Genomic DNA, 25734 nt, shown 5'->3' on the forward strand with positions numbered 1-25734 from the left:
CGGTGCCTCACCACACTGCCCGCTCCTGTTGTTGTCGCACTTGCTGCCGCCGGTCCCGCTGACCGCCACCTCCCGCACCCCGCTCACCCCCGCGCGCCTGCGCACGCCCTCTTCGGAGTACCCCCATGCCACACATACGGGTCATGCTTGACTATTTCCATCCATGGCCCAATTCCGCCGGTCTCTACGTCGCCCGTGCCCGCCGCTGGTACGCGGCCGCGGGTCTGGACGTCGAACTGGTGGTGCAGGATCCGGGGCGCGGGGACACGCTGGAGTACCTGGCCCGGGGCGAGGTGGACTTCGGGATCTTCCCGCCGAACCGGCTGCTCGCCCGCCGGGCGGCGCTCGGCCAGCCGCTGGTCGCGGTCGCCGCGATCAACCACCGTGGTCTGGAGGCGATCCAGACCACGACCTCGACCGGCATCAACCGCCCCCGCGACCTGGCCGGCCGCCGTCTCGCCTTCAACCCGACCCCGCGCGGGCGGGCCATGGTCCGCCATCTGGTGGCGGCGGACGGCGGCGACCCCGACGCGGTGATCACGGTCGACGCGGGCGCCCGCGAGCTGACCGTGGACGACATCGAGGCGGGCGAGGCGGACGCGACCTTCGGCAACTACTGGTCCTGGGACGCACTGCGCGGCGACCTGCCCGAGCGGCGGCGCCTGACCTGGCCGGTCGACGAGATCGGCGCACCTCGCTACCACAGCTATCTGCTCGGCACGAGCGAGCGGCTGCGCGACGAGCAGCCGGCCCTGGTGCGGGACTTCCTGACCGTGACGGCCCGCGGATACGCCACCGCCGCCGGGGAGCCCGACGCCACCCTGGAGATGCTGGAGCGGGTCATCCCGTACTTCCCGCGCCCGCTCATCGCCCGCTCCCTCGCCCTGATCGCGCCCACGTGGACCGATCCGCAGGGGCGCTGGGGTGTGATCGACGAGGACCGCGTGGGCCCGTACGCGCACTGGCTCGCCGAGAACGGTGCCATCGCGCACGACCACGACTGGAACCGGTCCTTCACCAACAGCCTGCTGGACGTGACCGCATGACCCTGCTCACCCGGCGGCTCGCCGTCGACTTCAAGCGGGTGGACAGCGCGCTGTGTCGGGCCTGACCGCCCCGCACCGCCGCCCGACTCCCCTCCCCGTACGAAGGACCCCTCCAGCATGCTCCGCCGCACCGCGCTGTCGGCCCTGGCCGCCACGACACTCTTCGCCGTCACCACCGCCTGCTCGGCCGAGGCCGACTCCTCGGCCGCCGCCAAGGACGGCACCACCTCGGTCACCCTGGCCCTGGACTGGACCCCCAACACCAACCACACCGGCATCTACGTCGCCCAGGCCAAGGGCTGGTTCCAGGACGCCGGTATCAACCTGAGGATCATCCCCTACGGCTCGACCGCGCCCGAGACCCTGATCGCCAACCACAAGGCCGACTTCGGCATCTCCTACCAGGAGGGGGTCACCACGGCCCGCGCCGCCGGCCAGGACATCACCTCCGTCTACGCCGTCACCCAGAAGACGGACGTGACCGTCTCGGTACGCGCCGACCGCACCGACATCACCTCGCCGAAGGACCTGGACGGCAGGACGTACGCCGGGTTCGGCGCCCCCTACGAGAAGCCGCTGCTGCAGAAGGTGATCAGGAACGCGGGCGGCACGGGCGACTTCAAGCAGGTCACCCTCAACACCTCGGCGTACGCGGCGCTGTACGCGGGCAAGGCGGACTTCGCGATGCCGATGCCGACCTGGGAGGGCCTGGAGGCCAAGCTCAGCGGCAAGCCGCTCAAGGACTTCCAGCTCTCCGACTACGGCTTCCCGGCGATCTACTCCACGCTGATCGCCTCCTCCGACCAGTTCCTGAAGAAGAACCCGGCGGTGGCGAAGAAGTTCCTGGCCGCCGTCGACAAGGGCTACCGCTACGCGGCGGAGAACCCCGACCGGGCCGCCGACCTGCTCATCGCCGCCAACAAGAGCGTGCTCACCAACACCAAGCTGGTGAAGAAGAGTTCGCGGCTGCTGGCCAAGGAGTACTACAAGGGCGCCGACGGTTCGACCGGTACCCAGAGCGCGGCCCGCTGGAAGGCCTTCGCCGACTTCGAGTACGGCGCCGGGCTGCTCGTCGACGCGAACGGCAAGAAGCTCACCAAGGCTCCGGACACCTCGACGTTCTTCACCGACGCCTACCTCCCGGACACCAAGTGAGGTCCGTACTGCGGTCGTTGTGGCCGCCCCTGCTGGTGCTGGCCGTGGTGGTCGGCGGCTGGCAGCTGTACGTGACGGCGGCCGGTGTCGACCCGACCACGCTGCCCTCCCCCGCCCGGGTGGTCGAGCAGGGCTGGTTGAACCGCCAGGACCTGTGGGACCAGACGCTGCCCACGCTCCAGGAGACGCTGCTCGGCTTCGCGCTGTCGTTCGCGGCGGCCTGGCTGGTGGCGGTGGTGCTGGACTTCTCCGCCGCCGCCCGCCGGGGCCTGTACCCGCTGCTGGTCGCCTCGCAGACGATCCCCATCGTGGCGGTCGCCCCGCTGCTGATCATCTGGTTCGGCTTCGGGCTGCTGCCGAAGATGCTGGTGGTGACGCTGACGACGTTCTTCCCGCTGGCCGCCAATCTGGCCGCGGGCTTCGCGGCGACCGACCGTGAGGCCATGCGGCTGCTGCGCTCGCTCGGCGCCGGACGGTGGCGGGCGTTCCGGCTGGTGCGGGTGCCGAGCGCGATGCCGTACTTCTTCGCGGGGCTGCGGGTGAGCATCACCTACGCCGTGGTCGGTGCCGTGTTCGCCGAGTACGCGGGCGCCGAGTCGGGGCTCGGGATCTACATGCAGGCGCAGAAGAGCGCGTTCCGGACCGACCTCGTCTTCGCGGCGGTGGCGGTGACGGCCGCGCTGAGCATCGCGCTGTTCGGGGCGACCTATCTGCTGCAGCGGCTGGTGCTGCCCTGGGAACGGAAGGAGCGGCGGTCATGAGCGGTCTCAGCGTCGCGAGGGTGAGCAAGTCGTTCGGGGACCTCGAGGTCCTGCGCGACCTCGACCTCACCGTGGAACCGGGCGAGTTCGCCGCCGTCATCGGGCCGAGCGGCAGCGGCAAGAGCACCCTGTTCAACCTGGTGTCCGGCCTCGACCGACCCACCTCCGGACAGGTGCTGGTGGAGGACGAGCCCGCCGGGGTGGCCTCCGGCAAGGTCGCCTACATGCCGCAGAAGGACCTGCTGTTCCCCTGGCGGACGGTCCTGGACAACACCGCGCTGGGCCTGGAGGCGCAAGGCGTGCGGAAGAAGGAGGCGCGGGCGCGGGCCGGTGCGCTGTTCGCCGACTTCGGCCTCGACGGCTTCCAGCAGGCGTATCCCTCCCAGCTCAGCGGCGGCATGCGGCAGCGGGCCGCGCTGCTGCGCACGGTGGTCCTGGAGCGGCCGGTGCTGCTGCTCGACGAGCCGTTCGGCGCGCTGGACTCCCTCACCCGCACCGAGATGCAGCTGTGGCTGGCCGGCATGTGGCAGCGCCACCGCTGGACGATCGTCCTGGTCACCCACGACATCCGGGAGTCGGTGCTGCTCGCCGACACCGTCCACGTCCTGTCCCCGCGCCCGGCCACCGTGGTCGACCGCGTCGAGGTCCCGCTGTCCCGCCCGCGCGGCGCCGACGACTTCACGGCACCGGAGTTCGCGGCGACGGAACGACGGATCCTGGACGCCCTGCGGGGGACGACGGCGGTGACGGCTCCGTGACCGCGCATCTCGCCCACGGTCTGGGCACCGAGCCGGTGGAACCGGACTGGCCGCCGCTGACCGACGCCGAGGTCACCGCCGTGACCGGCCCGGCCCGGGTGGTGTGGCGCAGCCCGCGTCCGCTGTCGGCGGCGGCCGTCGTGGAACGGGGCGGGCGGCGGCTGTTCGTGAAACGGCACCATGTCTCCGTACGCACCCCGCGGGGCCTGGCGGAGGAACACGCCTTCCTGCGCCATCTGCGGGAGCGGGGGGCGCCGGTGGTGGAGGTCCTGGACGCGGTGGAGCGCGGCGAGTGGACGTACGAGGTGCACTCGGCCGGGACCGGCACGGACCTGTACCGGGACGCGCTGTCCTGGTCGCCGTTCCGCAGTACGGCCCACGCCAGGACGGCGGGCGAGGCGCTGGCCCGGCTGCACCTGGCGGCGGAGGGCTTCGCGGCACCACGTCGCTCAACGCAGCCGCTGGTCGCCTCGTTCACGGTGTTCGCGGCATCGGACGCCTGGGCCGCGCTGCAGACGTACACGACCGAACGGCCCGGGCTGGCCGGGGCGTTGGCGGACCTCCCCTGGCACGCGGACACCCACCGCGTGCTGCTTCCGCTCCACGAGCGCCTGGCCCCGTACCTCCCGGATCTCACCCCCCTGTGGACACACAACGACTGGCACGCCTCCAACCTCCTGTGGGGCGAGGACGGCGAGGTCGCCACGGTCCTGGACTTCGGGATGAGCGACCGCACCACCGCGGTGCACGACCTGGCCACAGCCCTGGAACGCAACACCGTGCAGTGGCTGGATCCCGACCGCCCGGTCCAGGAGGAGCACGCGATCGCGCTGCTGCACGGGTACCAGTCGGTACGCCCGCTCACCGCCGCCGAATCAGCGGCCCTGCCCGCCCTCCTGCCGCTCGTGCACGCGGAGTTCGCCCTGTCCGAGCTGGACTACTTCCACGGGGTCACCCGGTCGCGGGAGAACGCCCGGCTGGCGTACGAGTACTACGTCGGCCATGCCGAGTGGTTCTCCGGAACGGTCGGCCACCGGCTCCTTGAGCTGGTGGCCGCGCAGGTGTGAGCCTCAGCGCCGACGCCATTCCGCCGCGAGGAGTTCGTAGGAGCGGACCCGGTCGGCCTGGTCGTGGGTGATCGTCGTGATGAGCAACTCGTCGGCGCCGGTGGCCTCCTGGAGCTGTTCCAGGCGGTCGGCGACATGCTGCGGGCTGCCCACGAACTGGGTGTCGAGGCGGTCCTGGACCAGCTCCCGGTCCTCGTCCGTCCAGACGTGGGCCCGGGCCTCGTCGGGGGTGGGGAAGGGGATGGCCCCCTCGGCGGTGCGGATACTGCGGACCCAGGCGCCGTAGCCGGTGGCGAGTTCGCGGGCGGTGGCGTCGTCCTCGGCGACCACGACGTCGGCGGAGACGCTGACATACGGCTTGTCGAGGACGTCCGAGGGCTGGAAGTACGACCGGTAGCCGTCCACCGCCTCCAGGACCGTGGCCGGGCTGACGTGGTAGTTGGCGGCGAAGCGCAGGCCCCGGGCACCCGCCACCTGTGCGCTCTCGCCACCGCTGCTGCCCAGGATCCACAGCTCGACGTCGGCGCCCTCGCCGGGTACGACGTGCGCCTCGGCGCCGTCCTCGGTGCGGTAGGTGCCGGCCAGCAACGCGAGGATGTCGTCGATCTGTTCGGCGTAGTCCTGGGACTCGGCGCCCGGGAGCAGGAGCAGCTTGCGATGGAGCGCGATCCGCGGAGAGCCGAGGAGGCGGGCGAAGGAGAAGCGGGGCGGGATGACCAGGCCGCCCGGTGCCCGGCCGTCGACCACCGGGGTCGTCGTCGGGCTCTGCGTCCGCTCCCCCGGCGGGCGGCCGCCGGAGCGGCCCAGGCCCAGGTCGAGGCGGCCCGGGTACAGGGCGTCGAGGAGGCCGAACTCCTCGACGGTGGACAGCGCGGTGCGGTGTCCGAGCTGTACGGCGCCGGAGCCGAGCCGGATGGTGGAGGTCGCGGCGGCGGTGAGCGCCAGGACGACCGCGGGGGACGTACCGGCCACGCCCGGGTTGAGGTGGTGCTCGGCGAACCAGTAGCGGGAGTAGCCGAACTCCTCGGTGCGCCGGGCGAGTTCGACGGAGTTGCGCAGGGCGTCGGCGGCGGTGGCACCGCTCGGGACCGGTACCAGGTCGAGGACGCCGAGGGGGATGTCAGACATGTGCGGGCTCCTCGGCGGCCGGGAGTACGGGTGCCCACGGGAACGGTGGGTCGGGGATGTCCTTGCGCAGGGCCGGGGCCACCGCCGACTGGAACAGCTCCAGCGAGTCGCGGTGCTGAGTGTCCGTCAACCCGCCCGCGTCGGCGTGCAGATGCAGGACGGTGTGCCCGAACTGCTCGTGGTAGCGGTGCACTTTCTCGATGACCTGCTGCGGACTGCCGATCAGCGCCGAGCTGCGCTCGACGAAGTCCTCCAGGGTCTCGAAGACCACCGGCAGTCCGGCCCGCCGGAAGAAGGCCAGGTTCGCCTCGAACACCGGGCGGTAGGCGGCCAGCGCCTGCTGGGTGGTGGGCGCCACCAGGAGGCCCGCCGTGCCCGCGCCGACGGCGATGTCCGCCGGGTCGTGGCCGTAGTGCTCCCAGCGTTCCCGGTAGTAGCGGATCAACTCGGCATAGGGCTCGATGGGGTTGGTGACGTTCGCGGAGAACAGCGGGTCGCCGTAGCGGGCGGCGAGGTCGACGGACTCCTTGCTGGTGGCGCTGCCGTGCCAGACTCGGACCGGCCGCTGGTAGGGGCGCGGCCAGACCTCGGCGTCCGTCAGCTCCGGCCGGAACCGGGTCTTCGCCGTCACCTTGTCCTGCCGCCACAGCTGCCGGAACACCTCGTAGCTCTCGGCGTTGCGGTCCCACTGGTCCTCGGGCGTGACATGGAACAGCTCGCGCTGGGCGGTGCCGTTGCCCTTGCCGATGATCAGGTCGAGGCGGCCCTCGGAGAGGTGGTCGAGGGTGGCGTAGTCCTCGTAGGCGCGGACCGGGTCCAGCAGGCTGAGCGTGGTGACGGCGGTGAAGAGCCGGATCCGCCGGGTGAGCGCGGCGACGTGGCCGAGCACCACCGTCGGGGAGGAGGAGATGAACGGCCGCTCGTGCCGCTCCCCCACCCCGAACCCGTCGAAGCCCAGTTCCTCGGCGAGCACGGCGTTGTCGAGGACCTCGCGGAACCGTTCGTGGGTGGACTTCTGTGTCCCCGTGACCGGATCCGGGCGGTGCACGATCAGGGTGATCGCCAGGAATCTCACGACGCCACCCGCTCGCCCCGCGGTGCGTCGGGGTGCGCGAGACCCAGGTGGTCGCGCAGGGTGGGGCCCGCGTAGTCGGTGCGGAAGACGCCCTGTTCCTGGAGGAGGGGTACGACCTTGTCGGCGAAGACGTCGAGGCCGCCGGGGGTGATGTGCGGGACGAGGATGAAGCCGTCGCTGGCGTCCGCCTGGACGTAGTCGTTGATGGTGCGGGCGACGGTGGCCGGGGTGCCGATGAAGTTCTGCCGGTTGCCGGTCTCGATGACCAGGTCACGGATCGACCACTTGTTGGCCGCGGCCAGCTCCCGCCACTCCCGGGCGATGGCCAGCGGGTCGCGGTACATCCGCACCTGCGCCCGGCCGCGGGAGATGTGCTCCGTGCTGACGTCCGGATCGATCTCGGGCAGCGGGCCCTCCGGGTCGTACGAGGACAGGTCCCGGTTCCAGACGAACTCCAGGTGCTTGAGGGCCGTGGCCCCGCTGACCTGCTGGCGGCGCACGTGGCGAGCCAGCTCCGCCGCCTCCTCGTCGGTGTCGCCGAGGATGAAGCTGGCGGCGGGCAGGATCAGCAACTGGTCATGGCTGCGGCCGTACTTGGCGAGCCGGGACTTCACGTCCGTGTAGAAGGCCTGGCCGCCTTCGAGGGTGGCGTACCGGCTGAAGATCGCGTCGGCTCCGGCGGCGGCGAACTCCCGGCCCTCGTCGGAGTCGCCGGCCTGGAAGATCACCGGGCGGCCCTGCGGGGAGCGCGGCACGTTGAACTGCCCCTGGATGTCGAACTGCTCGCCCTGGTGGACGAAGGAGCCGGCCTTGGCGTCCCGCAGGAAGGTGCCGGTGGCCTGGTCGGCGATGATCTCGTCGCCGTGCCAGGAGTCGAAGAGCTCGTGCGCGGTGGCGAGGAACTCCTTGGCGCGGGCGTAGCGCTCGTCCTGCGGCAGGAAGCCGCCGCGCCGGAAGTTCTCGCCGGTGAAGGCGTCCCAGGAGGTGACCACGTTCCAGGCGGCCCGGCCGTCGGAGAGGTGGTCGAGGCTGGCGAACTGGCGGGCCACCTCGTAGGGCTCGTTGAACGTGGAGTTGATGGTGCCGGTCAGCCCGAGGTGCTCGGTGACGGCGGCCAGCGCAGCCAGCACCGTGAAGGTGTCGGGGCGGCCGACGACGTCCAGGTCGTATATCTTCCCGCCCTGTTCGCGCAGCCTGAGCCCCTCGGCGAGGAACAGGAAGTCGAACTTGGCGCGTTCGGCGGTCTTCGCGAAGTGCACGAAGGAGCTGAACTCGATGTGGCTGCCGGCGGCCGGGTCGCTCCACACGGTGGTGTTGTTGACGCCGGGGAAGTGCGCGGCCAGGTGGATCTGCTTCAGGGGCTTGCTCATGTCGGTGCGGTCCTTCCGGCTCAGGCGGCGGCATAGCGGTTGGCGGGGCGGGCGAGCCCGAGCAGGCCGCGCAGGGTGTCGGCCTCGTAGGCGGTCCGGAAGCGGCCCCGGCGTTGCAGCTCGGGGACCAGTCCTTCGGTGACGCGCGGCAGGTCGTGGCCGAGGACGGCGGGCCGCAGCCGGAAACCGGTGAGTCCCTCCGCAGCGAACTCCTCGAGGAGGTCGGCGAGTTGGGCCGCCGTGCCGGCGAAGATCCGGGCGTCGCCGGTGTACGGCGTCCCGGCCAGGTCGTCCAGGCGCTCCCGGCGGGCGGTCGCCTGGGCCTCGGTGTCGTCGAGGAAGACCACCAGGTCGCCGAAGACGTGCAGCGGCTCGGCGGCCCGGCCGGCCGCCGCCTGCTCGGCGCGGATCTCGGCGACGATCGCGCGGGCCTGACCGGTGTCGTGCGGGGTGACGTAGCCGAGGTCGGCCTGCCGGGCCACCAGCCGGTACGGGATCGTCTGGTGGGCGAGCGCGGTGACCAGCGGCTGGCCCTGCGGCGGGCGCGGGGTGATGGAGGGGCCCTTCACGCTGAAGTGGCGGCCCTCGAAGTCGATGTAGTGCAGCTTGTCGCGGTCGATGAAGCGCCCGGTGGCCGCGTCGCGGATCTCGGCGTCGTCCTCCCAGCTGTCCCAGAGGCGGCGCACGACCTCCACGTAGTCGGCGGCCTCGTCGAACAGGTCGGCCACCACCGGGCTGTCGTAGGCCTCGATGCGCGGGATCGTACGACGGCCGAAGTGGCCGGCCTCGTTGGGGCGGGCGGTGATCTGGACGCGCAGCCCGGCGCGGCCGGCGCTGACGTAGTCGAGGGTGGCGATCGCCTTGGAGATGTGGAACGGCTCCGTGTGGGTGGCCACCACTGTCGGCACCAGACCTATGTGCTGAGTGAGGGGTGCGATCCGGGAGGCGATGAGCACGGCGTCGAGGCGGCCGCGTACCTGGTCGGTGCGCTCGTCCGGCTCCAGGAAGTGCGAGGACTGCGGGCCGAGACCGTCCTCGATGGTCACGAAGTCGAGCAGACCGCGCTCGGCCTCGGCGGCCAGGCCGGCCCAGTAGCCGGCGGTGAGCAGGTCGCGGGGGCGGGCGACCGGCTCGCGCCAGGAGGCGGGATGCCAGCCGGTGCCGTCGAGGGCGACGGCGAGGTGCAGGGGAGAGGGAGATGAAGGAGATGCGGACACAGTGGTGCCTTCCTGGAGGTCCGTACGGGAGCGCGCCGAGGACAGGGGCGCGGCGAGGACAACGGGTCAGGAACAACAGAGCGCGCCGGCCACGCGCACCAGGTCGATGTGCGGCCGGGAGTGCAGGACGGTACGGCGGCTGGGGCAGAGGACACGTGTCATGTCCCGCACCTCCCAGCCTGCTCCGTGTACATCTCGTCGTGACTCACAACAGCCCGGAGTTCGCGGTTGTTCCCGGGCTGCGCACCAGCAGGCTGCGGGTGCGCAGCCGCTCGGTGAAGCCGATCGACTCGTAGAGTCGGATCGCCGTCGCGTTGCCCGGAGCGGCGTGCAGGAACGGCGTGTCACCGCGTTCCCTGATGCCGGCGGCGACGGCGCGCACCAGGCGGGTGGCCAGGCCCCGGCCCCGGTGCCCGGGGTCGGTGCAGACCGCGCTGATCTCCGTCCAGCCGGGCAGCCGCAGCCTCTCCCCCGCCATCGCGATCAGCCGTCCCCGGCGCCGGATGCCGAGGTAGGCCCCCATCTCGACGGTCCGCTTGCGGAACGGGCCGGGCTCGGTGCGGGCCACCAGGTCCAGCATCTCGGGCACGTCGTACGAGCCGAGCCGGACCGCCTCGGGGTCGGGCTCGGCCCGCAGCCCGGTGTCGACGAACTGGACGCCCGCCCCGCCGCCGACCACCTCCCAGCCGGGCGGTGCTTCCTCGACCGGCTTGATCTTCACGGTCGTGCCGGGGCCGACGAGCGTGTGCAGGTCGGCCCAGGCCTCCGGGTCGGTGGGGTCGGCGAGGGCAGCGTAGGCGTAGACGTCGTCGGGGTAGCGGGCGGCCCGGCCGAAACGTTCGGCGAGGTGGGCGTGCGGACCGGCGAGTGCGGACCAGACGGCGTTGTCCAGGACGCCGCGGGATGCTTCAACGGTCATGGTGACGTTCTCCGCTGACGACCGGTCAGGAGTTGTCCAGCGGCAGCCCGGGCGGGTTGACCTCGGACTTGGCGACGGCCTCGTTGGAGAGGTTGTAGGCGGCCAGCCACTTGGCGTACTGGCCGTTCTTGATCAGGTAGTTGATGGCGTCGGCGAGCGGCTTGGCCAGGCCGCTGTCCTTCTTCGCGGTGGCCGCGATCAGGCCCTGGAGGCTGGCGCCCGCGCCGGAGTAGGTACCCGCGGTGCGGGTGGCGTTGGGCGTGTTCGCGGTCTGCCTGTTGTGGTAGGCGATGCCGGGGTTGGGGCCGAGGTAGGCATCGATCTTGCCGCTGCTGAGGGCCAGGTAGACGCTGTTGCTGTCCTGGTAGTACTTGACCGTGAGCTTCTTGCCCTCCTTGGCCAGCTTGGCCTTCCACTCCAGGAGGATCTTCTCCTGGTTGGTGCCGGCGCTGACGGAGACGGTCTTGCCGGCGAGGTTCTCGTAGGTGTCGTCGAAGTTCCAGGTGCTCTTCTTCGGCACCGTGAAGGCGAGGTTGTCCTGCCGGTAGGACGCGAACTCGTACTTCTTCTTGCGCTCCTCGGTGTCGGTGATGTTGGAGAGGGCCACGTCCACCTTGCCGCTGTCGATGCCGACGAACATGTTCTCCCAGGTGAAGTTCTTCACCTCGGGCGTGAGGCCGAAGACCGCGGCGACCAGCCGGGCGAGGTCGGGTTCGGAACCGGTGAGGGTCTTCTGGTCGCCGCCCACGTAGGCGAGCGGCGGGAATCCGGCGGGCAGGGCGCCCTCGCCGATGACGAGCTTGCCGCTCTTGCGGACGGCGGCGGGCAGTTCGGCGCTGATGGACTTGACCTCGGAGACCTTGACGGTGGTCTGCTGGGCGGCGCCGTTGGAGACCTGTCCGATGACGACCTCGCCGCTCTTGGCTCTGTCGGTCGTGGTCGCGGCGTCGCTGTCGCCCCCGCAGGCGGCGAGCCCGGTGGCGAGGGTCGCGACGGCGGTCGCCGTGGTGAGGCCGCGGATCAGGCTGCGTCGGGAGAGGAGCGTGGGCATGGCTGTCCTTCGTGTTCCAGTGACAAGTGAAAGGGGCGTGATTCACGTGCAGGGGGGTGGTTCAGAGGACCTTGCGGAGGAAGTCCCGGGTCCGTTCGTGCCGCGGACTGTCGAGGACCTCGGCGGGCGGGCCCTGTTCGACGATCTTTCCGCCGTCGATGAAGACGATCCGGTCGGCGACCTCACGGGCGAAGCCGATCTCGTGGGTGACGATCACCAGGGTGCTGCCGCTGGAGGCCAGGTCCTTGATGACGGCGAGGACCTCGCCGACCAGTTCGGGGTCGAGCGCGGAGGTCGGTTCGTCGAAGAGGATGATCCCGGGGCGCAGCGCGAGGGCGCGGGCGATGGCGACGCGCTGCTGCTGCCCGCCCGACAGCTGCCGTGGGTAGGCGCCCACGCGCTCGCCGAGGCCGACCCGTTCGAGGAGTTCCTTGGCCAGCTGCTGGGCCTCGGGCCTGGTCAGCTTCCCGGTGGCGACGGGCGCGGCCGCGACGTTGTCGAGGACCGTCAGGTGCGGGAACAGGTTGAAGTTCTGGAAGACGAAGCCGATCCGGCTGCGCTGGGCCAGGATGGCGCGTTCGCTCAGCTCCTTGAGCCGGTCGCCGTGGCGCTTCACGCCGACCAGTTCGCCGCCGACGCTGACATAGCCGGTCTCGGGCTTCTCCAGGTGGTTGATCACCCTCAGCAGCGTGGACTTGCCGGAGCCGGACGGGCCGAGGATGACGGTGACCTCGCCGGGGCGGACGGTCAGGTCGACGCCGTCGAGGACGCGGTGGGCTCCGTACGACTTGTGGACGTCGTGGATCTCCAGGGCGGCGGGCGCGATGTCCGGTGCGGTGGTCATGCGGCGGCCTCCCGGCGTATCCGTTCCCGCAGGTCGCCGAGGCCGGTGCGGAGTTTCTGGAGGGGGGTCGGCGGCAGCGTGCGGGTGGCGCCGCGGGCGAAGTACCGCTCGACGTAGAACTGGACGACGGAGACGGCGCTGGTCAGGATCAGGTACCAGACGGTGGCCACGAGCAGCAGCGGCACGATGTCGCCGGGATAGGTGCTGCCCATGGACTGCACCGAGCCGAAGAGGTCGAGCAGCGAGACGTAGAACACCAGGGACGTGCCCTTGATCAGCCCGATGAGCTGGTTGACGTAGTTCGGCACGATGGAGCGCAGGGCCTGCGGGAAGACGATCCGGGTGAACTGGTAGCTCTTGGGCAGACCGAGCGCGTCGGCCGCCTCGTGCTGGCCCTGGTCGACGGAGAGGATGCCGCCGCGCACCACCTCGGCCGCGTAGGCCGCCTCGTTGAGGCTGAGGCCGACCACGGCGACCACCATGTCGGTGGCGAGCTTGGACTCGTCGAAGCTGACGAAGGACGGGCCGAAGGGCACGCCCAGGCTCAACGTCTGGTACAGGGCCGAGAAGTTGTAGAGGAAGATCAGCAGAACGATCAGCGGGATCGAGCGGAACAGCCAGGTGTAGGTCCAGCTCACCGCCCGCAGCACGGGGCTGCCGGAGAGCCGGGCGACGGCCAGCACGACGCCACCGAGGAGGCCCAGCACGGCGCTGAGCGCGGCGACTTCGAGGGTGATGACGAGGCCGTCGAGGATGGTGGGCCGCAGGAACCAGTAGCGGAACCGGTCCCACTGATAGAAGGGGTTGGTGGCCAGTCCGTGCGCGAACTGCGCGACGACCACCAGGACGACGGCGGTGGCGATCCACCGCCCGGGTCGGCGCAGCGGCTGAACTCGCTGGGCACCCAACGGCTTTGACGGTACGTCAGTGCGTGGTGGCGCCTCGGCTACGGACAGGGCGCCTGGGGGTTCACTCATGGTGGGCTCCGGCGGAGTCGGACACCCCGGATCACACGGCCGGGGCCGCGGCACCGGGCCGCGTTCGGGCACGGCACGGATGCGCGGAGGCGCGCGGGACACGGGATGGGGCGGGCGGCTGCGCACCGGGGCGGCCGGTGCTTCGTCAGAGACGCTGGGGCGCGAGGCTGTGGGAGCCGTGCTGCGGGCGAGGCGGAAAGGCCTGGTCAGACCCGACAGCGGGCACAGCCCGGTGCGGTACACGCGCTACACAGGGCGCTGTTGACACGGAGCAGGTCGACGGCGCGGTCGGCGACGAGAGGGCTCGGATACGGGCGTACGCAGCCCGAGGTGCGGCGCTGGGCCGTCCTGGAAGCTGCGTACATGTCCGTCACCTGTCACTGTCGAGCCGGCCCCGGGGGGCCTCGCGCTTACCGAATCGTCGCTTGCCGAAACGTCATCGGTCCGGTCGTCACCTGGGGCACCCCACCGCGATGCGAGGGTTGCCGGTCAGCAAGCCAGGGCTTGACGCTGACGCTCTTGACCGTTCTGGTTCGCAAGTAACGCAGTTGCCCGAACGAATGTCAACGCCTGTCCGACTGGCGGAACGGTTCGGGCCGCTCTCACCTGCGCGGAACGCCGGGGGTGTCCGCCGCATGGCCCGCCCAGTCCAGGATCTGGACGGCCGCGCCGGCGGCTTCCAGACCCTGGCAACGGCCGTGGTGACGGCGGGCGATGCCGTCGAGGTCGAGGTGGGCGCCGAAGGCCGGGCGGGCGGCCAGCCGGCGGGCGTAGGCCCACAGCACCGGGTGGCCGGCGACGGCGTGCACGGCGGAGGCGTCCAGGTGGTTGCGGTGCACGGTGTCGAGTTGCACCAGGGTCACCCACAACTCGACGTCCGCTGCCGTGAGTTGCCCGCCGACCAGGAACTCCGCGCCGGTCAGCCGACGCTCCAGCTCGTCCAGGGCGGCGAGCAGCACCTCAAGCGCCGCCGGGTCGCCGCCCGCTCGGCCGGCGTGCTGCGCCGCCTGCTCGATGCCCTCGGAGCACAGCCGCTCGACGGCCTCGATCTCGGCCTCGGCACCGCACGGGTACAGCCTGGTGACGCCGTCGCCGAAGTGGCGGTCCAGGTCGCGCAGGATGTCCCGGCTGTGGGTGCTGACGATACGGCCGGACCAGTCGTCGCTGAGCACGGGTGCGAGGGCCGGTCCCGAGTAGTGGTGGGCGCTCGCCTCGTACAGCGGGCGCAGCGCCGTGTGGCTGCCGTCCGGACAGTCCGGGACGGCGGGCAGATAGGTGACCGGACAACAGTCGTCGAGGGCCAGCAGGCTGTGGCCGACGGCGATGCGGAGGCCGTCGGGACAGGCGGTGGCGAGGTGGAGCCGGTAGCGGCGCGGCACGGCGTAGTGGCCGCTGCGCGCGTCCCGGCCGATGCGCCCGCGGAAGGCGGGGGTGGCCCGGACGGACGGGAGGGCGGCGAACGGAGTGATGGACATGCGTCTCCCCGGGGGTGCGGACGCGCGGACGTACGCGCGGCGGAAGCGTTCGTCGGTGGGTGGGCGTTCGGCGGGTGCGGCCGACGGCGGGCGCTCGGCCGGTACGGCCGGGAGCGGGGGCTCAGCCGGTGCGGCTGATGGCGCTGCACACGCGCAGCAGGTCGATGTGCAGGCGGGAGGTGAGCAGCGGGACGGGGCAGGGCGTACGGCTCTCTCGGCGCTGCCTGCCGGTGACCGTGCGCAGCCGACCCATCTTTCCCTACCTTTTCACTAGGATTCCCACCTGGAGTGTCGATCGGCCTCCGCGTGCCGTCAAGGGGGCGTCCACGCCTGGGACACCCGGCCCCGGCTTGCCGCCGGGCGGGAGCGGTTGTCCGCTGGAGAGGCAGGCCGAGTGACAGGAGCCGGATGCGATGAGCGAGCCCCCGGGTCCCGGGCCGGTGCCCGGTGCCGTGCCCGAGACCTTCGCGTTCGGCTGCGGGCGGTGCGGCACGGCCTGGGAGGCGACCTTCCAGGCCGTGTTCTTCACCGACCCGATCGCCGACCCGGACCTGCAGAGCACCCAGGAGTACGTGGACGAGGCCGGCCGGGCCGTGCGGTCGCCGCTCACCGACGCGGTGTGCCCGCGCTGCGGCAGCCGGAAGGTGCGGATCACGGCCCCCGGATCATGACGCTCACCCGAACGACACGTGCGGGTGGTCGGCGGCCGTGCCGGATGGTGGCGTGGAGGGACGTACCGCCGTCGTCCGCGGAGTGACGCAGCACCGCTGCCCCCGCGGAGTGACGTACCGCGTTCCCGAGGAGGCAGTCGCGATGATCCGTCCGTCCCGACCCGTGCGTGTTCTCGCCTCGGCCCTGGCGGCGGGGATTCTGCTCGCCACGGCGGCCTGTACGGACCAGAGCGGCGGCCTCGAGGCGGTGCCCGTCTCACCGGCCGGCGAGCACTCCCCCGCGTCCCCGTCTGCGACCCCCGCCCTCACCCGGGCGGGCGCGCAGGCCGCGCTGATCACACCGGCCGACATCGAGGACAACTGGCAGCTGGCCAAAGACGCGGCGACCTGGCGCAACTCGATGCTGGTCGGCAAGGTCGACGTGGCCGACTTCCTCACGGCCAAGTCCGACGCCGCCGACTGCCAGCACCTCCTGGACGGCCTCTACTCCGACAGCCTCCTCGGCCGCGCCTTGGGCGCCTCCGGGCTGCGCGGGTTCACCTCGGAGGACGCCCGGATGCTGTACCAGGTCGGCGACTACGGCTCGGCGAACCTGGACGCCACGCTGGCCTGGCTGAAGACCCTGCCGGACGAGTGCGCCCAGTTCACCGCCACCGGCAAGGACGGCGGCAAGCGGACCGTGCAGGTCGTCTCGGCGAAGGTGCCGAAGTCGGGCGACGCGCGCGAGGCCCTGACGGTGACCGTCCAGGGCAACGCCAACGGCCAGTCCGCCACCTACACCACGGACGTGGCGGTGCTGCGCATCGGCGCCTCCGGGGCGGCGGTCACCAACGGCGGCCTGTCCGGCGTCGACCACGACAGCACCGCGCTGGCCGTGCAGACCGGCGCCCAGCGCCTCAAGGACGTCCTGTCCGGCAAGACCCCGGCACCGATGCCGAGCCAGTTCGACTAGCTCAGTGCGGCTGCGGGGCCTCGGAGTTGGTCTGGATGGTGCCCGGGTCACCGTTGTCGCGGTGCCATTCGACGACGAGTTCGTCGCGGGTACCGAAGCGGACCAGGTGGCGGCCGACGACGTCCTCCAGGAGGTCGAGGTTCTCCGGGTCCGTCTCCACGGCGAGCAGCAGGGCACCCTCAGTGGCGGTGAGGGTGCCGGTGCCGTTCTGGAAGACGATCCCGCCGGTGCCGGTCTCCTCGTCCCAGCTGGTCCGGGAGCGGCGTCCGAGGTGGGAGGCGAGCTGCTTGGCGTAGCGGGCGGGGCGGTCGGTGGTGACGCGGGCTTCGGAGCGGGCCATCAGGGACTCCCGGTACTGCGAGCGGGCATACGGTGACGGGCTCACGCTACGTCGGGGTGGGGGGTGCGGCGCCGTACCGGAGTCCGCAAGCTATGCATGCCGGTCGTGTCACCTGAACCCCGTCAGGGCACCTGAACATCATCCACTCGTTCGGATGCGCACCGATCGGCGATCACCGCGAGCGAATCAGCACATCCGTGATCGCGGAAGGCCGCTGCGACCCGTCGCGGCCTACTCGTACCCGACGACCTCGAAGTCCTTGCTGACGAACACATGGTGCGGCCAGTTGACGCTGATGTTGTGCACCTCGTACTCGCCGTCGGCCAGTTGGACGACCCGGTCGTCGATGCCGCCGGGGACGACGGCCTGCGCGGCCGCGACCGCCTTGTCCGCGGCCCTGCCGCTGATGATCGTCCCTTCGCCCTCGGTGTAGTCCGGGATCTGCCCGACCGACTTGTCCGGTGACGGGGTCCCCTGCTGGAAGGGGATCACGCCGGCCGCCTCGGCGGCCGCCGCTCCGCCGTCGCCGTGGCGCTGTACGGCGACCCGCGTCGCCGTGATGGTCGCGCTGTCCACCGTACCGAGGACGAGCACGCTCGCACCCTTCTTCACGGCCTTGGCCGGCCCGCCGACGGTCTTCGTGGCCGAGGTCTCGTCCACGGTCACCTTGACGCCTGTCGCCGTCGTCAAGGTGAAGCCCGACGAGGACGTGGAGTCCACGATGCCGGTCGCACCGCCCTCGGCCGGACCTGCCGCGGGGGCCGCCGAAGCGGACGTGCCGCCCAGCGTGACGGCGACCAACGCACCGGTCAGTCCGGCGGCCATGACCCATTTCCTGCCGTACGCGCCCATGATGGCGCTCCCTTCGTAGGGGGTAGCTGCCATCGAGCCTGGGACCCGTTCCTTTGACGACGCTCACACCTGTCTTAAGACATCCTGAAAACAGGACTAGACCATTCTGCACATGGCGCGCATGCCGCACACTCGCCTTGACCCCAGCCGACTTCACCTCTTAACTCACGCCTTGAGCTATGCCCCCCGGCTCGACTCCCCCTTCCTCCCCCGTCTACGGAGTTCTCGCATGCCCAACTCCCATCGCACCTCCCCCTGGACCCGCCGCAGGGTGCTCGGCGCGACCGCCGGCGGCACCGCGGCCGCCGCGCTCGGCACGTTCGCCGTCACCCGCACCGCGTCGGCGGCCACCACCGCGAGTGCCCCCGGAGACGTCGTCGGCAAGGTCACCGTCGGCTACCAGGGCTGGTTCGCCTGCAAGGGCGACGGCGCGCCGATCAACGCCTGGTGGCACTGGGCCCCCAACAGCGCCTCGACCCCCTCGCCGTCCAACAACGGCATCAAGGCCTGGCCGGACGTCCGCGACTGCACGAAGACGTACGCGACGGCGTTCGCGAACCTCGGCAACGGCCGCGCACCCGGGCTGTTCTCGTCGTACGACCAGCAGACCGTGGACACCCACTTCCTGTGGATGCAGCAGTACGGCATCGACACCGCCGCGCTCCAGCGCTTCAACCCGACCGGCGGCGAGGGCCCGACGCGGGACGACATGGCACAGAAGGTGCGCGGCGCCGCCGAAGCGTACGGCCGGAAGTTCTACGTCATGTACGACGTCAGCGGCTGGACGAGCATGCAGTCGGAGATCAAGACCGACTGGACGAACAAGATGTCGGCGCACACGGCGAGTTCGGCGTACGCGCTGCAGAACGGCAAGCCGGTCGTGTGCATCTGGGGATTCGGGTTCAACGACGACAAGCACGCGTTCAGCGCGGACGCCTGTCTCGACGTCATCAACTGGTTCAAGAACCAGGGCTGTTACGTCATCGGCGGGGTACCGACCTGGTGGCGCCTCGGCACGAGCGACTCCCGCTCGGGCTTCTCCGACGTCTACCACGCGCTCGACATGATCTCGCCGTGGATGGTCGGCCGGATCGGCAACTCCTCGGACGCGGACACCTTCTACACCAACGCGACCGTGCCGGACCTCGCCGACTGCGCCGCCCACGGCATCGACTACCAGCCCTGCGTCCTGCCCGGCGACGTCTCCGGCCGGCAGCGCGCGCACGGCGACTTCATGTGGCGGCAGTTCTACAACATGGTGCGGGCCGGGGTGCAGGGCATCTACATCTCCATGTACGACGAGTACAACGAGGGCAACCAGATCGCCAAGACCGCCGAGTCGCAGTCCTGGGTGCCGACCGGCTCGGGGCTGCTCGCCCTCGACGAGGACGGCACCGCCTGCTCCTCCGACTACTACCTCCGCCTGACCGGCGACGGCGGCCGCATGCTCAAGGGCCAGATCGCGCTCACCGCCACCCGCCCCACCCAGCCCTACGTCAACGGCACCTCGGCCGGCACCCCGGCCACCGCCACGGTCACCCTGAAGGCGCGCGCCAACGGCAAGTTCGTGACGGCGGAGAACGCGGGCGCGTCCGCACTGATCGCCAACCGTGACTCGGCCGGCACCTGGGAGAGGTTCGACCAGATCGACCTGGGCAACGGCGACATCGCGCTGCGCTCTCGGGCCAACGGCCAGGTCGTCTGCGCGGACGACGCGGGCGCCTCGGCGCTGATCGCCAACCGCACCGCCATCGGCGGCTACGAGACCTTCCAGCTGGTCAAGAACTCCAACGGCACGGTGAGTCTGCTGGCCGCGGCCGACGGCAAGTACGTGACGGCCGAGAACGGCGGCGCCGACGCGCTGATCGCCAACCGGACGGCGATAGGGACCTGGGAGCAGTTCGACCTGGCGACCGTCTGAGACACCGCAGAGGCCCCGCGGGTACCGGCCCGCGGGGCCTTTGTGGCGTCGGGAGGTGTCAGCCGTTCACCGGGCCGCGCGCGGTGCTGGGCGCCTCCCCCAGGTCCAGGTCGGTGGTCTCCGGGGCGAGGAACCGGGAGACCGGACCGCCGAGCGCGAGCACCCCCGCGCCGATGAGCAGGACGCACTCCACCCACAGCGGCCGCGAGAGCCGGACAGGGCCGTCACCACCGCACGTGCAGACTGGGAGGCTTGCGGAACACCAGTCCGTACGGCGCGGCGGGCCGCTCCGGGTCGAGGCGCAGAGCGGGGAGGCGTTCGAGCAGGCGCTGGAGGGCGATGCGGGTCTCCAGACGGGCGAGGTGGGCGGCGAGGCAGTGGTGCGGGCCGTGGGCGAAGGCCAGTTGGAGGCGGGCGTTGCCCCGGCGGACGTCGAAGCGGTCCGGGTCGGGGAAGACCGCCGGGTCACGGTTGGCGCCGGTCAGGGAGACGGCGACCAGGTCGCCGCGGCGGACGGCGGCCGGGCCGAGGGATATGTCACGGGTGGCGTAGCGGTCCACCACCGCCGCGCCGGGCTCCAGGCGCAGCGACTCCTCGACCGCGCCGTCCAGCAGGCTCGGATCGGCCCGGACCAGGGCGAGTTGGCCGGGGTCCGCCAGCAGGTGGAGCAGCGCGTTGGTGATCATCGCCTCGGTGGTCTCGATACCGCCGAACATCAGGACCGCCGCGTTGGACGCCACTTCGGGCGGTGTCAGCCGCTCGGCGGCGGAGACGAGGAGCGAGGAGGCGTGCCGGTCGGCGACCGTGACCTCGACGGCGGCCCGCAACTCCGCGTAGGCGGCGGCACCCGCCGGACCCGCTTCCAGTCCTTCGGTGATGTCGGAGACGGACCGTACGATCGCGTCGTACCAGGAGAGCACCGTGTCGGTGGTCGCCCCGACCAGTCCGAGCGCCTCGGTGACGACGGCGACGGCGAGCGGTCCGGCGAAGGCGCGGCGCAGTTCGGTGGCGCCCGACGGTTCCAGTGCGGTGATGAGGCGGTCGGTCTCCCGCTCGATGAACGCGGCGAACCCGTCGTGCACCTCGCGGGGCCGGAAGGGAGCGGCGAAGGGCTCGCGGTGGTGGGCGTGTGCGGTGCCGTCCAGGGAGAGCATGCTGGGCCCGACGACCTGGGCGGTGGAGAAGCGGGGGTCGTCGACGGTGAAGGTGACGGAGTCCCGCATCACGTCGAGCGCGAGGTCGCGGCGGGTGACCAGCCAGCCGTTCAACTCGGGCAGCCAGGAGACCGGTTCGTGGGCGCGCAGCCGTGCCAGGCGCGGGTGCGGATCGCGGGCGAGTTCGGCGAGCGTGGTCGAGGCGCCGAGCGGGAACGCGTCGGTGGTGCTCATCGCACGGTCCGGCCGGGGAGAGGGAAACGGTTCACGTCCCCACCTAAGCACGGCGCCCCGGCCGCCCTGTTCGCCACCCCGGACGGGACGAGCCACCGGGACCGGCACGCTGTCGCCTGAGGTCAGGCGTCCTCGACCGACACGGCCACGGGCGTTCCGGCCTCGATCGTGCGGCTGACGGTGCACAGCCGGTCATGGGAGACGGCTACCGCCCGGGGCAGGATGGCGCGGGCGCGATCGCCCGACGGGCCGTCCGGGAAGGTGACGGAGAAGGCGACCGCGAGGTCCGTCATCCGGTTGCCGCCCTCGTCGCCGGCCTTGTGGCCGCTGACGGTGACGGTGAAGGCGGCCGGCTCCGTGTGACGGCTGGTGGCGACGTCGACGTCGGCCGCGGTGCAGCCGCCGATCGCCGCGAGCAGGAGTTCCACCGGGGTGAACTCCGTGCCGTCGCCGGTACCGAAGGCGATCGTGCCGCCGCGTGCGTTCGTCGCGGTGAAGCGGCCGGTGCCGGTCCGCTCGACCGTGACCAGGCGCAGGGAGTCTTCGCTCATACCGACGAACCTATGGCAGCCCGGCCGTCAGTGCAGGATGTTCACGGCCCGCGCCACCACCAGCACCACGGTCACCAGGGAGACGGAGGACTGCAGCATCATCAGCATCTTGGCCCAGCGCGACAACGGCATCACGTCGGTCGGGCTGAAGGCGGTGGAGTTGGTGAAGGACAGGTACAGGTAGTCGAGGAAGGTCGGCTCCCAGTCCCGCGGCGCGGTCTCGGGGCTCTGCATCTGCACGAAGAGGAAGTCCGCGTACTGGTGGTGGCCCTGGACCCGCGCCATCGGTCCGCCGCGGTCCCACTCCCAGTACCAGAGTGCGAACACGATGACGTTCGTCAGCCAGATGCCACCGCCGGTCAGCAGCAGCGGTCCGGCGTCCTCGCCCTCGGTGCCGTTCACCAGGCCCGCCACCAGCCGGACCGCCGCCCAGCCGTTGGCGAGGCTGATCACGCACATCAGGACCAGGCCCAGCACGCGCAGCCACCGGGTGCGGGGCTCCACCCGCCGGGGGTTGCCGGCGATCAGGCCGGCCAGCAGTGCCAGTTCGAGGGCCGGCAGGGCCCAGTACGGCTGGAGGGCGAGCCGGTGGGGCAGCACCAGCTGGAGTGCGACGGCCACCAGGATCACGGCGGTCACGGCCCACCGTGGCTCGCCCCGGGTGGCTCTGCGCCACGCGGGTACCACTTCGCGCTCGCCGTCCGAAAGCAGCCGTTCGATCCTGGCCAGCCGGTTCTCGGCATCGCTCATCCGGTCGTTCATGGCGACGATTGTCCCCGCGACCGCTTGCCGGCCGGTCGGCCGGCCTCGGGGGTCTCCCCCGGCCCCGGCCCCGGCCCCGGCCCCGGACTCTCCGGACTCTCCGGACTCACCGGGAGCAGGGGCTGGGCTCGGGCGATGAGCAGAGCGACGTCGTCCTCGCCGCCGGGCGGCCGCAGCGTCTCCAGGATGCGTTCGCAGGTCTCCTCGAGGTCGCGGCCGCGGGTCGCGGTGAGGGCGTCCAGCAGGGTGTCCAGGCGGGCGTCGATGGGTTCGCTGCGGGTCTCGACCAGGCCGTCGGTGTAGAGGACCAGTTCGTCGCCGGGCCGGAAGGCGACGGTGGCCGCCTCGAAGGGCACCCCGCCGACGCCCAGCGGCACACCGGCCGGCAGGTCGAGCAGCCGCGCCGGGTGGCCGGCCCGCAGCAGGGCCGGAGGCAGGTGCCCGGCGAGACACATCCGGCACTCGCCCCGGTGCGGGTCGCAGACGCAGTACAGGCAGGTGGTGATGGCCTGCTCGACCCCTTCGGTGAGGTGGTCGAGGTGGTACAGGACCTCGTCCGGGGCGAGATCGAGTTCGGCGAAGACGCGGGCGGCGCTGCGGAGTTGTCCCATGGTGGCGGCCGCGTTGATGCCGCTGCCCATGACGTCCCCGACGACCAGGGCGGTCTTGTCCCCCCGCAGGGGTATGGCGTCGTACCAGTCGCCGCCGATCTCGCTCGTGGCGCCGGCGGGCTGGTAGCGGCAGGCCACCTCCAGGCCCGGCAGGTGCGTCGGGAGCTGGGGGAGCAGACTGCGCTGGAGGGTGAGGGCCGCATGGCGCTGGGCCTGGTAGCCACGGGCGTTGTCGATGCAGACCGCGGCCCGGGCGGCCAGTTCACAGGCGAGGAACACATCGTCGTCGTCGAAGGGCGCGGGGTTGTTCCGGGTGCGGGCGAGGGCCAGGGCACCGAGGACCTCGCCCCGGGCCGGCAGCGGTACGGCCAGGTAGGAGTGGACGCCGACCGCGGCGAGGAGGGAGGCGGCCGTGTCGTTGCGGGCGATGCGGTCCAGGTCCCGACGCGTGGTGCGGGGCAGCAGGACCGGTTGACGGGTGCGCACGCACTGGGTGATCAGGCGGTCGCTGTCGTAGGTGGCGAGTTTCCCGGGCGGGTCGGCCACGCAGGCCGCCTCGCCGGCGTGGAACGCGCTGACGGCGAGGGTGCGGAAGCACGCCGGGCCGTCCTGCGGCGTGGTCCGGCCGTCGAGCGCGCTGTCGAGCACGTCCACGGCGGCCACGTCGGCCAGGTCCGGTACGACGACGTCGGCCAGCTCGCATGCCGTCGTCTCCAGATCGAGGGTGGTCCCCACGGAGGCGGAGGCCCGGGCGATCAGTGCCAGCCGCTGCCGGGCGGCGGCCGCCTCGGCGGCCGCCCGATGGCGTTCGGTGACGTCGATGAGGGAGTAGGCCAGGCCCAGCACCCGCCCGCCGGAGTCCTCCAGCCGGTAGTACGAGACGGACCAGGCGTGGTCGTGGTCCGGGTCGCCGGGCGGACGGCAGACGATCTCCCGGTCGACGACCGACTCGCCCGTCTCCAGGACACGCCGCAGCCGTGCCTCGGGGTCCGTGTCCAGGTAGGTCAGGATCTCGCCGACCGACCGGCCCAGACGCTCGGCGGCGGACTGACCCGTGATGCGTTCCAGGGCGGGATTGACGGCGAGGTAGCGGAGGTCCGAGTCCAGGATGGCCAGCCCGACCGGGGACTGGGACACCAGCCGCATGGCCAGGGCGGCATCCCGTTCGACCCGCTCCACCGCGGCCTGGTCGGCGGCGAGGCCCAGGGCGTAGAAGCCGCCGAGGTCGTCCAGCAGCCTCATGTTGCGGAACTCCACCAGGCGGGTGCTGCCGTCCTTGTGCCGGACCGGAAAGACCCCGGCCCAGTCCTGGCCGGATTCCATGACCTGCGTGAACAGCTTGATGACCGCGTCCCGGTGCTCCTCGTGGACCATCAGCCGGGCCGCGTACTGCCCCAGCGCCTCCGCCGCGCTGTGGCCGAACAGCTCCTCGGCCTTCGGGCTCCAGAGGACCACCTGGCCCTCCGCGTTCAGCACCACCGCGGCCACGCTGAGCAGGTCCAGCAGGCCACTGGGCGGCGCGGCGAGTCCGGCCGCCGGCCGGTCGGCGGCTGCTGGGGAGGAGTCCTTCGTGCCCATCCCTCATCTTCCCTCCCGCCCGGTGCCCTGGCTCGTGCAACATCGGCGGGCGTGGTGCCTTCATCCATGGTCGCCCCAGACCGAGGCGGCCCACATCCGGGCCTGTCCGCGCGAGCCGCTGTGCGAAGCTGGAGTCGATCACAGGCGCCACTTCCCCGGGCGTCCCGCCCAGGGAGCGGAGGTGAGTGCAGATGACCTCGAAGTCCGCCGCTGCCCCCGATCCGCCCGGGTCCGGATCAGCCGTCACCGGCAACGGGCCGGCCGTCTCCCGTCGGGAGTTCGACGCACTCTTCGAGGCGGTCCGCACCTGGGGTCGCTGGGACCCGGCCGACCGCGGTGCCTGGAACCGGGTGACCGCCGACCGGGCACGGCGGGCCACGGCGGGAGTGCGGTCGGGGGTGGTCGTGCCGTTGGCGCTGCCGTGGAACACCCGGCCGGGCCCCGACAACCGCAGGCCCGCGCTGCACCACATGACCGACCTCGGTGACGTGGAGAGCCCGGAGCCCACCGCCCACAAGGACTTCATCGCCGCCGACTACCACGGCAAGGGCGTCACGCACCTCGACGCTCTGTGCCATGTCGCCTACCGGGGGCAGCTCTACGACGGCCGGACGGCCGCCGACGTCGTCGGCACCGCGGGCGCCCGCTTCGGTGCGGTGTCGGCGCTCGGGCCCCTCGTCACCCGGGGTGTGCTCCTCGACCTCCCCGCCGTCCTCGGGACCCGCTGGCTGGAGCCGGGGCGAGCGGTGCACGCGCAGGACGTCACCGACGCGGAGCGGGCGCTCGGGGTGACGATCGGCGAGGGCGACGCGGTGCTGCTGCGGTCCGGGCAGGTCCGCCGCCGTACGGAGGTGGGCGCCTGGGACCCGGACACCGCGAGCGCGGGCTTCCACGTGGACGCCGTACCGCTGCTGGCGGAGCGCGGCATCACGCTGCTCGGGGGTGACGGCGACAGCGATGTACGGCCCTCTCCCGTCGAGGGCGTGCACTCGCCGGTCCATGCCCTGGCCCTGGCCGCGATGGGCGTCCCGCTGCTGGACAACCTCGACCTGGAAGCCCTCTCGGCCGCCACCGCGGAGGCCGGGCGGTATGCGTTCCTGCTGGTCGTGGCGCCGCTGAACGTCCCGGGCGGGACGGGCTCACCCGTCAACCCGGTGGCGGTCCTGTGACGACCGGCCCAACGGCTTGCGCATGACAAAGACACCTTCCCCGTGACGCACGCCCACAATATCCGTATTGTTATAAATACGAGATTGTTTAATGGA

Annotated in this window: 27 protein-coding genes and 1 riboswitch; of the genes, 9 read left to right on the plus strand and 18 right to left on the minus strand. The window is 71.7% G+C overall.

Annotation, left to right across the window (positions count from 1 at the left end; all coding sequences use genetic code 11):
- Nucleotides 1-143: 143 nt before the first annotated feature.
- The 5 genes from AB0D59_RS03815 (at nt 144) to AB0D59_RS03835 (ending at nt 4787) form a co-directional block, all read left to right on the plus strand.
- The gene (locus tag AB0D59_RS03815; protein WP_362560373.1) at nt 144-1046 is read left to right on the plus strand and encodes an ABC transporter substrate-binding protein; all 903 of its coding nucleotides are present in this window, start codon (nt 144-146) and stop codon (nt 1044-1046) included.
- Nucleotides 1047-1163: 117 nt separating this feature from the next.
- On the plus strand, nt 1164-2201 hold the full coding sequence (locus tag AB0D59_RS03820) for an ABC transporter substrate-binding protein (protein ID WP_362560376.1): 1038 nt from the start codon (nt 1164-1166) through the stop codon (nt 2199-2201).
- Nucleotides 2198-2962 (plus strand): ABC transporter permease, encoded by a 765-nt coding sequence (locus AB0D59_RS03825; protein WP_362560378.1) that lies wholly within the window; start codon nt 2198-2200, stop codon nt 2960-2962. Before AB0D59_RS03820 ends, AB0D59_RS03825 begins: the two co-directional genes overlap by 4 nt.
- The gene (locus AB0D59_RS03830; protein ID WP_362560381.1) at nt 2959-3720 is read left to right on the plus strand and encodes an ABC transporter ATP-binding protein; all 762 of its coding nucleotides are present in this window, start codon (nt 2959-2961) and stop codon (nt 3718-3720) included. The genes AB0D59_RS03825 and AB0D59_RS03830 overlap by 4 nt, the downstream gene beginning before the upstream one ends.
- Nucleotides 3717-4787, plus strand: coding sequence for a phosphotransferase (locus tag AB0D59_RS03835; RefSeq protein WP_362560384.1), 1071 nt, complete (start codon nt 3717-3719; stop codon nt 4785-4787). The genes AB0D59_RS03830 and AB0D59_RS03835 overlap by 4 nt, the downstream gene beginning before the upstream one ends.
- A 3-nt stretch (nt 4788-4790) precedes the next feature.
- Here AB0D59_RS03835 and AB0D59_RS03840 read toward each other — a convergent pair whose 3' ends face one another.
- The 11 genes from AB0D59_RS03840 to AB0D59_RS03890 form a co-directional block, all read right to left on the minus strand.
- Nucleotides 4791-5915, minus strand: a complete 1125-nt coding sequence (locus AB0D59_RS03840; protein WP_362560386.1) for an MsnO8 family LLM class oxidoreductase — start codon at nt 5913-5915, stop codon at nt 4791-4793.
- Nucleotides 5908-6990, minus strand: a complete 1083-nt coding sequence (locus tag AB0D59_RS03845) for an LLM class flavin-dependent oxidoreductase (RefSeq protein WP_362560389.1) — start codon at nt 6988-6990, stop codon at nt 5908-5910. The genes AB0D59_RS03840 and AB0D59_RS03845 overlap by 8 nt, the downstream gene beginning before the upstream one ends.
- Entirely contained in the window at nt 6987-8360 is a 1374-nt protein-coding gene (locus AB0D59_RS03850; RefSeq protein WP_362560392.1) for an NtaA/DmoA family FMN-dependent monooxygenase, read from the minus strand. Before AB0D59_RS03850 ends, AB0D59_RS03845 begins: the two co-directional genes overlap by 4 nt.
- A gap of 20 nt (nt 8361-8380) precedes the next feature.
- Complete coding sequence (locus AB0D59_RS03855; RefSeq protein WP_362560395.1) at nt 8381-9577, minus strand: LLM class flavin-dependent oxidoreductase; 1197 nt, start codon at nt 9575-9577, stop codon at nt 8381-8383.
- Nucleotides 9578-9643: 66 nt separating this feature from the next.
- A complete protein-coding gene (locus AB0D59_RS03860; RefSeq protein WP_362560397.1) occupies nt 9644-9739 on the minus strand; it encodes a putative leader peptide in 96 nt (31 codons plus the stop codon).
- A gap of 43 nt (nt 9740-9782) precedes the next feature.
- Complete coding sequence (locus AB0D59_RS03865) at nt 9783-10496, minus strand: GNAT family N-acetyltransferase (RefSeq protein WP_362560399.1); 714 nt, start codon at nt 10494-10496, stop codon at nt 9783-9785.
- Nucleotides 10497-10521: 25 nt separating this feature from the next.
- A complete protein-coding gene (locus tag AB0D59_RS03870) occupies nt 10522-11547 on the minus strand; it encodes an ABC transporter substrate-binding protein (protein ID WP_362560402.1) in 1026 nt (341 codons plus the stop codon).
- Between the two features lie 61 nt (nt 11548-11608).
- Complete coding sequence (locus tag AB0D59_RS03875; RefSeq protein WP_362560405.1) at nt 11609-12391, minus strand: amino acid ABC transporter ATP-binding protein; 783 nt, start codon at nt 12389-12391, stop codon at nt 11609-11611.
- A complete protein-coding gene (locus AB0D59_RS03880) occupies nt 12388-13368 on the minus strand; it encodes an amino acid ABC transporter permease (protein ID WP_362560407.1) in 981 nt (326 codons plus the stop codon). Before AB0D59_RS03880 ends, AB0D59_RS03875 begins: the two co-directional genes overlap by 4 nt.
- Before the next feature lie 401 nt (nt 13369-13769).
- Nucleotides 13770-13893: riboswitch (SAM riboswitch) on the minus strand.
- A gap of 77 nt (nt 13894-13970) precedes the next feature.
- Complete coding sequence (locus AB0D59_RS03885; protein WP_362560409.1) at nt 13971-14843, minus strand: glutathione S-transferase C-terminal domain-containing protein; 873 nt, start codon at nt 14841-14843, stop codon at nt 13971-13973.
- A 121-nt stretch (nt 14844-14964) separates the two neighbouring features.
- The gene (locus tag AB0D59_RS03890) at nt 14965-15096 is read right to left on the minus strand and encodes a putative leader peptide (RefSeq protein ID WP_351745813.1); all 132 of its coding nucleotides are present in this window, start codon (nt 15094-15096) and stop codon (nt 14965-14967) included.
- Between the two features lie 160 nt (nt 15097-15256).
- On the opposite strand from AB0D59_RS03890, the gene AB0D59_RS03895 reads away from it, so the two are divergent.
- Together AB0D59_RS03895 and AB0D59_RS03900 are read left to right on the plus strand one after the other, a co-directional pair.
- Nucleotides 15257-15514, plus strand: a complete 258-nt coding sequence (locus AB0D59_RS03895; RefSeq protein WP_362560411.1) for a hypothetical protein — start codon at nt 15257-15259, stop codon at nt 15512-15514.
- 142 nt (nt 15515-15656) lie between these two features.
- Nucleotides 15657-16466 (plus strand): hypothetical protein, encoded by an 810-nt coding sequence (locus tag AB0D59_RS03900; protein WP_362560413.1) that lies wholly within the window; start codon nt 15657-15659, stop codon nt 16464-16466.
- 1 nt (nt 16467) lies between these two features.
- Here AB0D59_RS03900 and AB0D59_RS03905 read toward each other — a convergent pair whose 3' ends face one another.
- Together AB0D59_RS03905 and AB0D59_RS03910 are read right to left on the minus strand one after the other, a co-directional pair.
- Nucleotides 16468-16806 carry a DUF2218 domain-containing protein gene (locus AB0D59_RS03905; protein ID WP_362560414.1) on the minus strand — a complete coding sequence of 113 codons (339 nt, stop codon included), beginning with the start codon at nt 16804-16806 and terminating at the stop codon, nt 16468-16470.
- Nucleotides 16807-17037: 231 nt separating this feature from the next.
- On the minus strand, nt 17038-17691 hold the full coding sequence (locus tag AB0D59_RS03910) for a hypothetical protein (RefSeq protein WP_362560416.1): 654 nt from the start codon (nt 17689-17691) through the stop codon (nt 17038-17040).
- Between the two features lie 196 nt (nt 17692-17887).
- Here AB0D59_RS03910 and AB0D59_RS03915 point away from each other — a divergent pair, with 196 nt between their 5' ends.
- Entirely contained in the window at nt 17888-19579 is a 1692-nt protein-coding gene (locus AB0D59_RS03915; protein WP_362560419.1) for a xylosidase, read from the plus strand.
- Nucleotides 19580-19637: 58 nt separating this feature from the next.
- On the opposite strand, the gene AB0D59_RS03920 is transcribed toward AB0D59_RS03915, so the two are convergent.
- The 5 genes from AB0D59_RS03920 to AB0D59_RS03940 all read right to left on the minus strand — a co-directional run bounded on the left by AB0D59_RS03920 (nt 19638) and on the right by AB0D59_RS03940 (nt 24469).
- Nucleotides 19638-19772, minus strand: coding sequence for a hypothetical protein (locus AB0D59_RS03920; protein ID WP_362560422.1), 135 nt, complete (start codon nt 19770-19772; stop codon nt 19638-19640).
- Nucleotides 19773-19803: 31 nt separating this feature from the next.
- Nucleotides 19804-20967 carry a cytochrome P450 gene (locus AB0D59_RS03925; RefSeq protein ID WP_362560425.1) on the minus strand — a complete coding sequence of 388 codons (1164 nt, stop codon included), beginning with the start codon at nt 20965-20967 and terminating at the stop codon, nt 19804-19806.
- A 122-nt stretch (nt 20968-21089) separates the two neighbouring features.
- The gene (locus AB0D59_RS03930; protein WP_362560427.1) at nt 21090-21518 is read right to left on the minus strand and encodes an OsmC family protein; all 429 of its coding nucleotides are present in this window, start codon (nt 21516-21518) and stop codon (nt 21090-21092) included.
- 27 nt (nt 21519-21545) lie between these two features.
- Complete coding sequence (locus AB0D59_RS03935) at nt 21546-22280, minus strand: hypothetical protein (protein WP_362560429.1); 735 nt, start codon at nt 22278-22280, stop codon at nt 21546-21548.
- Nucleotides 22277-24469 carry a SpoIIE family protein phosphatase gene (locus tag AB0D59_RS03940; protein WP_362560431.1) on the minus strand — a complete coding sequence of 731 codons (2193 nt, stop codon included), beginning with the start codon at nt 24467-24469 and terminating at the stop codon, nt 22277-22279. Before AB0D59_RS03940 ends, AB0D59_RS03935 begins: the two co-directional genes overlap by 4 nt.
- Before the next feature lie 191 nt (nt 24470-24660).
- On the opposite strand from AB0D59_RS03940, the gene AB0D59_RS03945 reads away from it, so the two are divergent.
- Nucleotides 24661-25638 (plus strand): cyclase family protein, encoded by a 978-nt coding sequence (locus tag AB0D59_RS03945; RefSeq protein ID WP_362560434.1) that lies wholly within the window; start codon nt 24661-24663, stop codon nt 25636-25638.
- Nucleotides 25639-25734 lie beyond the last annotated feature (96 nt).

The sequence above is a fragment of the Streptomyces sp. NPDC048417 genome, assembly GCF_040651615.1.
Classification (GTDB): Bacteria; Actinomycetota; Actinomycetes; order Streptomycetales; family Streptomycetaceae; genus Streptomyces.